The sequence below is a fragment of the Pseudomaricurvus sp. genome (genome assembly GCF_965662505.1).
Lineage (GTDB): Bacteria > Pseudomonadota > Gammaproteobacteria > Pseudomonadales > Cellvibrionaceae > Pseudomaricurvus.
This window is the reverse complement of the sequence record NZ_CBFIHX010000111.1, coordinates 1-11,219: the sequence shown is the minus strand read 5'-3', so window position 1 is coordinate 11,219 and position 11,219 is coordinate 1. Positions and strand designations below refer to the sequence as shown.

The following is an 11,219-nucleotide window of genomic DNA, read 5'->3' as shown; positions in this document are numbered from 1 at the left end:
CTCATCCAAACGAATCAGATCTTCATTGGCCACAATCATGCTCCAGACTTATAGACTTCATTCACGCTCCCGCGACGACAAGTGACAACCCACATCAAAACACCACCAACAACAAACAGCGACAGCCATAACAGCAAGTGGCAACGACACCTGCCGGCGCCCACCTTCCAGCGGCCATCCATCAGCAGGTTAAATCAGTACTTATAAAAGCGCCTCAATAGCAGACTCAAGACTCTCAGGCTTATCTTTAGGCGCAAAACGCTTCACTACCTTGCCGTCGCGACCCACCAGAAACTTGGTAAAGTTCCATTTGATCGATTCCGTACCAAACACACCCGGCGCCTGCTGCTTAAGGTGACTAAACAATGGGTGCGCATTGTCACCGTTCACCTCAACTTTCGCAAACAGAGGGAATGTGACGCCGAAATTGCGCTCACAAAAGCCACCAATCTCTTCACTATCACCAGGCTCCTGCTTGCCAAACTGATTGCATGGGAACCCCAGAATTTCGAATCCCTTGTCCTTATACTTCTGATACAAGGCCTCCAACCCCTTGTATTGGGGAGTAAAACCACACTTACTTGCGGTATTAACCACCAGTACAACCTTCCCCTCATAACCCTCCAGCGAATGCTCTTCACCCGCCAGATCCGGCGCCGAATACTCTGCTAAAAAACTCATACATAACCCCTGTTATCGTTGTGTCGATACAAAATTAAATTGTGCACAACCAAAATAACGAAAAAACACGACTTGAGCAACGCCTTTGTAGCCCGAAAACAGAAAAAGCACAGAAGAAGGGAGAAGGGAGGGATGAGCAAAAAGGAAGGATAAACAGACAGCCATGCCCGGACAGGAAAGCCCCCACCCCAGGCATGATTAGATCAACCCGAGATCAAGACGCCTCGAGACTGATGGACACGTTGTCGATCAGACGTGCGCCACTGGTGAACATTGCCCCAAGAATCGTCAACTCAGGATCATCCACCGCAGCCGCCTCCAGAGTTTTGCTGTCGGAAATCGTAAAGTAATCCACCCGGAAACCCGCTGCCTCGATCTGCTGCTTGGCCTCACCCTCCAGCACCTCGAAGTCGCGACGACCGGAGCGAATCTCATCCGCCACCCAGTTAAGACTCTTATTGAGCTGACTGACTCGCGGACGCTCTTCATCGGTGATAAACCCATTGCGCGAACTCATGGCCAGCCCATCTGCCTCGCGGTGAATCTCACCTGCGGTGACCTGCACCGGCATACACAAGTCTTCGACCATGCGCCGAATAACCGCCAACTGCTGATAATCCTTCAGACCAAACACCGCCTCATCGGGCTGCACGATATTGAACAGCTTGGTCACTACCGTAGTGACACCCTCAAAGTGGCCCGGCCGACTGGCACCGCAAAGCACATCCGTCATGGTGGGACAAATGACCCGCGTCTGTGTATCCATGCCATTGGGATACATCTCCAGATCATCCGGATGAAACAGGTAATCGCAACTGGCCTCTCGCAGGCGCTTGCAGTCACCCTCAAACGTGCGCGGGTACTTGTCCCAATCTTCATTCAGACCGAATTGCAGACCATTCACAAAAATGGAACACACCACAATGTCATTAGTTTCCCGGGCCCGCTCAACCAGCTGGATATGAGCGTCGTGCAGATTGCCCATGGTGGGCACAAAACCAATGCGCTTTCCTGCCATGCGCTCTTTCTTCAGGGCGTCACGCAGGGAAGCAATGTGATGGAAAATTTGCATGGATCAACTCTCTCGATGGTGGTTTGCCGACCGCGCTATGAAACGCGCAGCCAGTTATCAGTCGCGCCAGCTCGGGCGCGAATCAGAAATCATCTGCCAGACTAGAAGTCGTCAGCCTGACTAAAGTATTCCGGTGCCAGGTTTTCAAAGCGGGTAAATTTACCGACAAAAGCGGCCTTACTGGTACCCACTTCACCGTTACGCTGCTTGCCGACAATCAACTCGGCCACCCCTTTATCGGGGCTTTCCTCGTTGTAATATTCGTCGCGGTAGATAAACAGGATCACATCCGCATCCTGCTCGATCGCACCGGATTCCCGCAGGTCGGAGTTCATCGGGCGCTTGTTCGGGCGCTGCTCCACACCACGGTTGAGCTGCGACAGAGCAATCACCGGGCACTCGTATTCTTTTGCCAAGGCTTTCAGGGAGCGGGAGATTTCAGAGATCTCCTGGGTACGCCCTTCACTGCGCCCGGCCACCTGCATCAACTGCAGATAATCGAGCATTACCATCGCTGGGCGGCTCTTGTCTTCCAGCTCCTCCAGAGACAGGTGCGGCTGTTTCTGCTGCAGTTCCGCCTGATAAGTACGGGTGACCCGCTTGACCCGCGCCCTGACCTCTTGCGGCGTAAGCCCGGGGGTGTCATCGATAAACAGCGGTTTGTCTTTCATCTTCGCCACCGCGGACGATAATTTCGGCCAATCCTCTTCGGTCAGAGAACCATCGCGCAACTTACCCGCATCAATACGCCCCAATGAGGACAGCATCCGCATCACCAGCGAGTCCGCCGGCATTTCCATACTGAAAACCAGCGACGGCCGGTCCTGAGTCATCAGCGCCGCTTCCACAAAGTTCAGCGCCAATGCGGTTTTGCCCATAGAAGGACGCGCAGCCAGAATGATCATCTCACCCGGCTGCCAACCCGAGGTGCGCTCATCCAGCGCCGTCAGCCCGGTGGATAAACCAGTAATCGCAGAGTCCGAGCGAAAACGCTGATCAATCTTCTCGACCGAGGTTTTCAGCAGTGCATTCACATCCTGAAAACCACCCTCTTTGGGTCGATCTTCAGCGATTTCGGCCATGCGCCGCTCGGCCATTTGCAGCAGATCATCCGAATCGAGACCCGCCGGGTTCTGACTGGAGCGGCTAATTTCATTGGCGGCGTGAATCAACTGCCGCAGGGTCGCCCGCTCGCGCACAATTTGCGCATAGGCCGTGATATTGGCGGCACTGGGCGTATGATTCGCCATTTCCGACAGGTACGGCAGACCACCCACGTGCGCCAGCAAATCGTGGCGATTTAACTCTTCCGACAGCGTAATAATATCCAGCGGCTGGCCGGCATCGTGCAACTTGCCCATCATCTGGAAGATATGACGATGGTTTTCGCGATAGAAGTCCTCTTCCGACATAACCTCGGCCACCGCATCAAAGCGCTGGTTGTCGAGCATCAATCCACCGAGAACAGCCTGTTCCGCCTCAATCGAGTGAGGCATAGGGTCGCGCTGCGCTGCCGTTGGGGCAGAGCCATCGAAAAAATCAGAATCTCCGTAATCTGGCGGGGAATCCGAGGGGTAATCGGCAGAATAGGCGTGCGGATCAGTCATAGGAATGAAGTACTAGAAAGCTCAATTGGCTAGTTTGCATAGCGCAAGGGAGATTAGCAAGGGGTCTGCCAGAAAATCGGCCCGCTGAAAAACAGGCGAGGCAGAAACGACTCGGGCGCCGCCTCGACACCGCTATCCACAGACAGCGGGCGAGACAGCGCCCGAATCATTGAGCCATTCAGAAATAAAACTTCGGAAGTGCTCAAACCGCGTAGCTGACCACCTTAAGTGGTCAGTCAGCAGCAATTACAGCGACTGCAATTACTCAGCAACAACGCTCAGCTTAACAGTCTGGATCACTTCAGCGTGAACCTGTACGTCGATCTCGTACTCGCCAACTTCACGCAGAGTGCCTTCTGGCAGCTTCACTTCAGATTTGGCAACTTCAACACCAGCTTCGGTGATAGCAGCAGCCAGATCGCGAGCGCCCAGAGAACCGAACAGCTTGCCTTCGTCGCCAGCATTGGCAGCGATGGTTACGGTCAGTTCAGCCAGCTTCTCAGCACGAGCTTCAGCAGCGGCTTTCTTCTCAGCAGCAGCGGCTTCCAGCTCAGCACGACGAGCTTCGAAATCTGCAACATTAGAAGCGGTTGCAGGAATTGCTTTACCCTGTGGGATCAGGAAGTTACGGCCAAAGCCTGACTTCACAGAAACCTGGTCACCAATGTTGCCAAGCTTACCCACTTTTTCGAGCAGAATAACGTTCATTTCGTTAATCCTCTAAGTTAAATTCAGTGTTCACGCATCGCGCTTAATCGTCCGAATCGCGATCGTCCCGACTTGGGGGGCGACCCGACTTGGCTTCGATGCGCGAACGAAAGTCTATCCACGTATCCAGCACCGCAAGCATCAATACAATTGGGCTTGCGAGCACGAGAACCATATAAAACAAAATCAGCCATTGTCCGCCCATCTGGCGGGTCTTAACGACGCTGTGAGCAATAGTTGCTGCCACCACCAACAAGGGGAAACCAAACAGGCCCGCCCAGTGCTGATAATCCACGCCCTGCGACCAGCAGGACAAAACCGCCGCAGCACATGACAGTGTCGCCACCGGCTTAAGGCGCAATTGATGAAGCTCTGCCTGTAAACCACCGGGGTTATACAACAGAGCCTGCCACCAACGTGCGAGCAGCAAACTCATGAAAGAGCTAACTGCCATAACATACGCGATCAGGCCAATCACAAAGACTTCTGAAGGCTTCTGAATCACAGTGCCTTCCGGTGCCTGAGCTTGCATCTGCTCCAACACCTCACCTAACGCTTCTGTTACCCCGTGAACCGGGTCGGGAATTGCCTGTCCCATTGTCAACGCACTCAGCGCACTGATTGCGACCAGCCCCATCAGGGCCTGAAGCCAGGCATTACTGCTTTTCAGCAGCAGGGCGGCCAACAACGTAACCACCATCCCCACAATTGTGACCACTGGCATCAGCGGCCCCATATCACTGATGGCAAACGCCACCACGGCAGGCAATACGCCCCACAGCAGAATAGCCAGGCCATCTACTGTACCGCGTCGCAATGTCACCAAAGCTACCGCAGCCGGACTGATCAGCGGAAACCAGCTCCCTATAAGAGCCACCACTGACGCCTGCGTACGTCCACGCATAATAAATTCTGCAAGAGCACGCACTATAAACTGATCTCTAAAATTACCGGATTCCCGTACTGACTGTCTTACTCGTGGCTATCCGTGTATGGCAACAAGGCCAGGTAGCGGGCGCGCTTAACAGCGGTAGCCAGCTGACGCTGATACTTGGCTTTAGTACCTGTGATACGACTAGGTACAATTTTACCGGTCTCTGAAACGTATGCTTTCAGAGTGTCCAGGTCTTTATAATCGATCTGCTTCACGCCTTCGGCGGTGAAACGACAGAACTTACGACGACGGAAAAAACGTGCCATGGGTCAACTCCTTACTCTTCGCCAGCTTTATCAGCGGTAGATTCTTCTTCAGAGCTTTCTTCTTTCTTAGAAGAAGACTCACCGGCAGTCTCTTCGCGACGCTCTTGACGATCCTGACGGCTCGCCTTGCGCTCACGACTCTCTTTTTCCGCTTTCATGATGGGAGACTCTTCAGTTACAGCCTCGTCCATGCGAACCACCAGGTTACGCAGAACAGCATCGTTGTAACGGAAGTTAGTAGTCAACTCTTCCAGTACTTCGTCGGTACACTCAACATTCATCAGAATGTAGTGAGCTTTGTGGATTTTGTTGATTGGGTAAGCCAGTTGACGGCGACCCCAGTCTTCCAGACGGTGAACAGCACCACCAGCATCGTTAATAGATGCAGAGTAACGCTCGATCATGCCTGCTACTTGCTCGCTCTGATCCGGGTGAACCAGGAACACAATTTCGTAATGACGCATTTTAGCTCCTTACGGGTTAAAGCCTCCCGATCAAAGATCAGTAAGGCAAGGAGGACTGAAGTCTTTATGATCCGCTCCAAATCTCTGAAACAGATCCCTCAGCCATAATTAGGGTCGCGTATTCTATGGTCGGGAATGGGGGAATGCAAGGATTTGTGCATTTTGTAGCCGATCCGACATGCGTCTCCACCATTCAAGCCCTCAATCAGAACAAATCAAGGGCCTCAGCAGATGTCAGATACGCCCCAAGGCCTTATCATAGGCGCCCCACAACTATCCGAGACGTGCACATGAAGATCTGGGTCGACGCCGACGCAACCCCCAAACCGGTGAAGGAAATCCTGTTTCGCGCCGCCCAAAGGGCTCAAATCCTGACGACACTGGTGGCCAACCAGGGGCTCAGCGTGCCCAACTCACCTCACCTGAAAACCGTACAAGTGGCCAGCGGCTTTGACGTGGCGGACAATTACATCGTGCAGCAGTGCCAGGATGGCGACATCGTGATCACTGCCGACATCCCGCTGGCCGCCGAAGTCGTCGAGAAAGGCGCTTTGGCCATCAATCCCAGAGGTGAAAAGTACACTCGCGAAAACATTAAGCAGCGGCTGGCCATGCGCGACTTTATGGAAGAGATGCGCTCGTCCGGGCAGGTCACCGATGGCCCCAAGGCCTACAACCAGCAGGATCGACAGGCTTTTGCCAACACTCTGGATCGGCTGCTCAGCAAACGATAGTCCGTGAAATCAACAGCTTAGCAACCATTTCAAAGATCCATCCAAATAACACTGCCAATTTTCTGGCAACCTGCGTATAATTCGCGCCCTCTTGTAATCGGGATCATTGGCTAAGCGCCTTACTCTGGGCCGTTCGTGACATCCTTGGCGGATGGACACAAACCCACAGCTCTTTTTATAGAGCCTCTTTTGTCTAAAAGAAGCCCACGACTATGGAATGAGGGGAGATGCACTGTCCTTGTCATACAGACAAGCCAGCGCAGAGACTCCCAGATTGCTATGGCAGAAATGCCACGGCGATTTAATAAGGCTAACAGTCACTGCCCCCCTCTAACCTAAGGTCTACCCATGTCTAATGACTCCGTACGCTTTGCCGATCTCGGCTTGGCGGAATCTGTATTGAAAGCTGTCGAAGCCGTCGGCTACGAAACTCCCTCGCCCATTCAGGCCCAGGCCATCCCACACCTTCTCGAAGGCAAGGATATTCTGGGTATGGCGCAAACCGGCACCGGTAAAACCGCCGCTTTTGCCCTGCCACTGCTGACCCGCATCGATCCGAAAGTAAGCAAGACTCAGGTGCTGGTGCTGGCACCCACCCGTGAGCTGGCGATTCAGGTGGCCGAAGCCTTCCAAAGCTACGCCTCCAAGATAAAAGGCTTTCACGTACTGCCCATCTACGGCGGTTCCGACTACCGCGGCCAGATTCGTGGCCTGCAGCGTGGCGCTCAAGTGGTTGTGGGTACACCCGGCCGCGTTATGGATCACCTGCGTCGCGGCACCCTGAAGCTGGACAACCTGAAAAGCGTCGTACTGGACGAAGCCGACGAAATGCTGCGTATGGGCTTTATCGACGACGTCACCTGGATTCTGGATCAGACCCCACAGGAGCGTCAGGTTGCCCTGTTCTCGGCCACCATGCCGAAGGAAATCCGCAAGGTCGCTGATACTTATCTGACCAATCCGGAAGTCATCAAAATTGCGGCACAGACACAAACCGTCGAGCGTATCGAGCAGCTGTACTGGCTGGTTCGTGGCGTCAACAAGCTGGACGCCCTGACCCGAATTCTGGAAGTGGAAGAGTTCGACGCTATCATCATGTTTGTGCGCACCAAAAACGCCACCGCCGAACTGGCCGAAAAACTGGAAGCGCGCGGCTACTCCGCCGCCGCCCTGAACGGCGACATGAGCCAGCAACTGCGTGAGCGCGCCATTGAACGTTTGAAAAACGGCAAGCTGGACATCATCATCGCCACCGACGTTGCCGCTCGCGGTATTGACGTCTCCCGTGTCAGCCACGTGATTAACTACGACATCCCTTACGATGCCGAAGCTTACGTCCACCGTATTGGCCGTACCGGTCGTGCTGGCCGTACCGGTAAAGCGATTCTGTTTGTGGCGCCGCGTGAAAAACGCATGCTCTACACCATTGAGCGCACCACCAACTCACCGATCACCGAACTGCAATTGCCGAGCAAGGCTCAAGTGGCCGACAAGCGCATCACCCAGTTCAAACAGCAAATTTCAGCTGCCGTTGAAGAACAGGATCTGTCGTTTTTCCGCGAAGTGATCATGAACTACAGCGAAGAAACTCAGGCTGAACCGCTGGATATCGCTGCCGCTCTGGCGTATCTGGCTCAGCAGGAAAAACCTCTGCTGCAACCGAAAGACATTGTGGAAGACAAGCCCGTACGTCGCGAACGCGATGATCGTGGCGAGCGCCGCGAGCGTCCTGACCGCAAACGTCGCGAACGCACCAACGACGCCGATCTGGAAACCTTCCGTCTGGAAGTGGGCCACAACTATCACGTTAAGCCCGGCGACGTGGTTGGCGCTATTGCCAACGAAGCCGATATCGACAGCAACTACATCGGCCACATCAAGATTCGCGACAGCCATACCTATGTGGATCTGCCCAAAGGCATGCCAGACGAACTGCTTCAGAGCCTGAAGAAAGTACGTGTTCGCGGCCAGCAGATCAATTTGACTCGTTTTGACGGCAAAATTGAAGATGATGATTCTCGCGGACCAGGCAAGCGTCCTTTCAAAAAGGGACCACCTCGTGGCGGCAAGAAGCCCGGCGGTCATCGCGGTAGCCCACGTCCACCGCGCGCTTAATTCGCCCGAATGATTCGGGAAGAGTAGCACTACAAAAAAACGGCCATCGATTGGCCGTTTTTTTATGTCCTCAGAACAGTTTTCGATCACCCGCTCAAACTCGACTCCCCTGATCCAACACCGGCCAAAAATCCACCACCCTACCATTGTCGTACACCACCAAATCCCCAAACTGCAGAAACACAAATTCACTTTGCGTCGGACGCAGAAAAATCCAGTCATCCGGCTGCAAATGCACACTGGCAGAAGCGTTGTACATTTCCTGATTGGTGGAATTTCCCCATACCGGATTGGTACTCAATCCCTGCGGCGACTCCGGTTTTGCCTTCCAGTAACCCCCGTAGGTATAAAACGCCTGCTCCCGATTTGGATTCCACAACGTCATTAAGTCCGTCAGTGGCCCCACACCGGATATCTCGGTTTTTCCCACCGCTTTCAATACCGGCGCTGCGATATGACAGGCGGGGCGATGATCCGCAAGACTGTCTAAATCAAAGTCCGTTCCTTTGACCAGACAGGAACCCGCCGACAATTCATTGTGCGGAAAATCCGTTCGGTCATCCAACCGACCGCAGTAATACTGATAAGTCGGACTGCCCGCAGCATTTAACACCAAATTCTGAACTGAGCGCCCCAAGGCTGTTTCAGCCACACGGATAAAGTGCTGATAGCGATCCATTGCCGTATCGCGCAGCTTCAGTTTATCTCCCGGCACTTTAGCGACGTGCGGCTCGTACCCCATGAAGCCACCCAGCTCCAACGCCGGATCGGCTTCAATCATGGACAGTATTGCCTCCAGATCTTCGTCACGACTGACTCCACCGCGATGCAAGCCCACATCCAGCTCAACGCTGATGCGCATGCTGACACCTTGCTGATGAGCCAGCTGCCGGTACTGCTCCATGCGCCTTGGAGAATCAATCAACCACTGCAACTGCTGGTCAGGGCGAAAACCGGATGTGCCGTCGAAATTTCTGTAAAAAGTTTCCGCCGCAATCACCGGCATCGGCTTGCCCATCAACACATCGGCATCGGGAATCCGGACGGCCACTTCGCTCAGAAATGGCTCATGAAACAGCATCAAACGATTGCTCTCTACTTCAGCCATCACGGTTTGCAGCAACGGGATTGAAGGCAGCGATTTGGCAACAATGCGATAGTGAAATCGATTGCCGATATGATTTTTCAGCACCGCCGCATTCTGTTTTAGCTTCGGCAAGTCAATCACCATAGCCGGCGTCGCCTGTCGGGATTGCGTCAGGGCATCACTGAGCTGCTGAAAGTAGGGTTGATGATCACGCCCTCGATCGGAAGGTCTCAGGACACCTGCGGCACCCACAGCCCCCAACATGGCACCGCCCAACAGCAGCTTGCGACGACTTGTCTTTTTAGCTTCAGCCATGCCACCACTCTCCGATATTAATGGCGCCAGGTATTAACCAGCGGCAAGATTAAAAATGTTTTTCAGGTAGGGGTTCAGAAACTTGCCAGCGGGGTCCAACTCCTGGCGAATCGCTTTGAAATCATTCCAGCGCGGATAGTGGCCGGCAAATTCAGATTCGGTCATGGTATTGAGTTTTCCCCAGTGCGGGCGGCCGTGATACTTCTTCATGATCGGCTCCACCGCTTTAAACATCGGCTGAAAGTCTTCATTGAAAAAACGATGAACCGCAATCGAACAGGTTTCGCGCCCGTAAAAAGGACTCAGCCAAATATCGTCGCTTTTAATAAAGCGCACCTCGAAGGGAAAAAACACTTCGGGAAAGCTTTTCTCGACCACCGCTTTGATTTCTCGGAAGGCCTGCAAAGCATTCTCCCGCGGCAGATGGTATTCCATTTCATTGAAGCGGACATTGCGCTCTTTGGTGTAGGTTTGCCAGGAAGGCGCCACGGTCACCTCCTTTGCCACCGTTTTCAGATAGCTTCCCAAAACCAGCTCACGCACTTTTGGCGACCAACTGAGCCAATCGCGCAGCTGCATCAACGTCTCGGCACCGTCATTCTGATCCATCAACTCAGTGCTCGATGGCGGTTCACTGGTCAGATTATGAATGTCCTGAAACCCCATGCCGGAAAACGGAATGTAATAAAATTCAAAATTTCGATTTTGATCGGCAACGCTTTCGGCGGTCTCGAGGATTTCCTCAATGGGCATCCAGGTGGTTTCACGCTTGAGGGAATACAGCTCCAGATTTTGCAGCCGAACCTCGGTAACAACCCCTAAAGCGCCCAGATTGACTCGTGCCGCCTGAAACAAATCCGGATTATTCTGGCGATCGCATTCCAGCACATCGCCGGAAGCCGTCACCAACTGCACGCCCTCAACAAAACTGGACATGCAACCGAGGGAAGCTCCTGTGCCGTGGGTAGCCGTACCCAACGCACCCGCCAGACTCTGTTCATCAATGTCAGGCATATTGATCAGCGCCTGACCGCGTTCCGCCAGCGGGGCACCGATATCCCCCAGACGAGTGCCGCCGCGGATAACCGCCTGCTGCAACTCCGCATCGTGAGACACCACACCACTCATGCGACTGAGGGACACAATGGTATCGTCCGTCGGCACCAGCGGCATAAAAGAGTGTCCGGCCCCAACCGGGCGAACATGCCCTGGCGCAGTGGTAATGACTTCCTGTCA

General features: G+C 53.8%; 12 protein-coding genes. 2 read left to right on the top strand and 10 right to left on the bottom strand.

Annotated features, from left to right (window positions below):
* Nucleotides 1-201 precede the first annotated feature (201 nt).
* The 8 genes from ACTG33_RS13650 to rpsF all read right to left on the bottom strand — a co-directional run bounded on the left by ACTG33_RS13650 (nt 202) and on the right by rpsF (nt 5,732).
* The gene (locus ACTG33_RS13650; protein ID WP_439135776.1) at nt 202-681 is read right to left on the bottom strand and encodes a glutathione peroxidase; all 480 of its coding nucleotides are present in this window, start codon (nt 679-681) and stop codon (nt 202-204) included.
* Between the two features lie 214 nt (nt 682-895).
* Nucleotides 896-1,753: a pantoate--beta-alanine ligase gene (panC, locus tag ACTG33_RS13645; protein ID WP_439135775.1), complete on the bottom strand. Its 858-nt coding sequence runs from the start codon at nt 1,751-1,753 to the stop codon at nt 896-898.
* Nucleotides 1,754-1,854: 101 nt separating this feature from the next.
* Nucleotides 1,855-3,249 carry a replicative DNA helicase gene (gene dnaB, locus ACTG33_RS13640; RefSeq protein WP_439135778.1) on the bottom strand — a complete coding sequence of 465 codons (1,395 nt, stop codon included), beginning with the start codon at nt 3,247-3,249 and terminating at the stop codon, nt 1,855-1,857.
* A 164-nt stretch (nt 3,250-3,413) separates the two neighbouring features.
* On the bottom strand, nt 3,414-3,566 hold the full coding sequence (locus ACTG33_RS13635; protein ID WP_439135774.1) for a hypothetical protein: 153 nt from the start codon (nt 3,564-3,566) through the stop codon (nt 3,414-3,416).
* 55 nt (nt 3,567-3,621) lie between these two features.
* The gene (rplI, locus tag ACTG33_RS13630) at nt 3,622-4,068 is read right to left on the bottom strand and encodes a 50S ribosomal protein L9 (protein ID WP_439135773.1); all 447 of its coding nucleotides are present in this window, start codon (nt 4,066-4,068) and stop codon (nt 3,622-3,624) included.
* Nucleotides 4,069-4,111: 43 nt separating this feature from the next.
* A complete protein-coding gene (locus ACTG33_RS13625) occupies nt 4,112-4,972 on the bottom strand; it encodes a hypothetical protein (protein WP_439135772.1) in 861 nt (286 codons plus the stop codon).
* A gap of 68 nt (nt 4,973-5,040) precedes the next feature.
* On the bottom strand, nt 5,041-5,268 hold the full coding sequence (gene rpsR, locus ACTG33_RS13620; protein WP_160968094.1) for a 30S ribosomal protein S18: 228 nt from the start codon (nt 5,266-5,268) through the stop codon (nt 5,041-5,043).
* Between the two features lie 11 nt (nt 5,269-5,279).
* Nucleotides 5,280-5,732, bottom strand: a complete 453-nt coding sequence (gene rpsF / locus ACTG33_RS13615; RefSeq protein ID WP_439135771.1) for a 30S ribosomal protein S6 — start codon at nt 5,730-5,732, stop codon at nt 5,280-5,282.
* A 290-nt stretch (nt 5,733-6,022) separates the two neighbouring features.
* Between rpsF and ACTG33_RS13610 the strand changes: the two genes are divergently transcribed.
* The gene (locus tag ACTG33_RS13610; protein ID WP_439135770.1) at nt 6,023-6,466 is read left to right on the top strand and encodes a YaiI/YqxD family protein; all 444 of its coding nucleotides are present in this window, start codon (nt 6,023-6,025) and stop codon (nt 6,464-6,466) included.
* Between the two features lie 348 nt (nt 6,467-6,814).
* Nucleotides 6,815-8,581: a DEAD/DEAH box helicase gene (locus ACTG33_RS13605; RefSeq protein WP_439135769.1), complete on the top strand. Its 1,767-nt coding sequence runs from the start codon at nt 6,815-6,817 to the stop codon at nt 8,579-8,581.
* 94 nt (nt 8,582-8,675) lie between these two features.
* Here ACTG33_RS13605 and ACTG33_RS13600 read toward each other — a convergent pair whose 3' ends face one another.
* Complete coding sequence (locus tag ACTG33_RS13600) at nt 8,676-9,983, bottom strand: DSD1 family PLP-dependent enzyme (protein ID WP_439135768.1); 1,308 nt, start codon at nt 9,981-9,983, stop codon at nt 8,676-8,678.
* A 33-nt stretch (nt 9,984-10,016) separates the two neighbouring features.
* Nucleotides 10,017-11,207, bottom strand: a complete 1,191-nt coding sequence (locus tag ACTG33_RS13595) for a D-arabinono-1,4-lactone oxidase (protein WP_439135777.1) — start codon at nt 11,205-11,207, stop codon at nt 10,017-10,019.
* Nucleotides 11,208-11,219: the final 12 nt, after the last annotated feature.

Excerpts from the sequence above, each read along its gene's own strand:
- ACTG33_RS13610 (WP_439135770.1), top strand. The coding sequence starts at position 6,023 with ATGAAGATCTGGGTCGACGCCGACGCAACCCCCAAACCGGTGAAGGAA.
- rpsF (WP_439135771.1), bottom strand. The coding sequence starts at position 5,732 with ATGCGTCATTACGAAATTGTGTTCCTGGTTCACCCGGATCAGAGCGAG.
- panC (WP_439135775.1), bottom strand. The coding sequence starts at position 1,753 with ATGCAAATTTTCCATCACATTGCTTCCCTGCGTGACGCCCTGAAGAAA.
- ACTG33_RS13650 (WP_439135776.1), bottom strand. The coding sequence starts at position 681 with ATGAGTTTTTTAGCAGAGTATTCGGCGCCGGATCTGGCGGGTGAAGAG.
- rplI (WP_439135773.1), bottom strand. The coding sequence starts at position 4,068 with ATGAACGTTATTCTGCTCGAAAAAGTGGGTAAGCTTGGCAACATTGGT.
- ACTG33_RS13605 (WP_439135769.1), top strand. The coding sequence starts at position 6,815 with ATGTCTAATGACTCCGTACGCTTTGCCGATCTCGGCTTGGCGGAATCT.
- dnaB (WP_439135778.1), bottom strand. The coding sequence starts at position 3,249 with ATGCCTCACTCGATTGAGGCGGAACAGGCTGTTCTCGGTGGATTGATG.
- ACTG33_RS13600 (WP_439135768.1), bottom strand. The coding sequence starts at position 9,983 with ATGGCTGAAGCTAAAAAGACAAGTCGTCGCAAGCTGCTGTTGGGCGGT.
- rpsR (WP_160968094.1), bottom strand. The coding sequence starts at position 5,268 with ATGGCACGTTTTTTCCGTCGTCGTAAGTTCTGTCGTTTCACCGCCGAA.
- ACTG33_RS13625 (WP_439135772.1), bottom strand. The coding sequence starts at position 4,972 with ATGCGTGGACGTACGCAGGCGTCAGTGGTGGCTCTTATAGGGAGCTGG.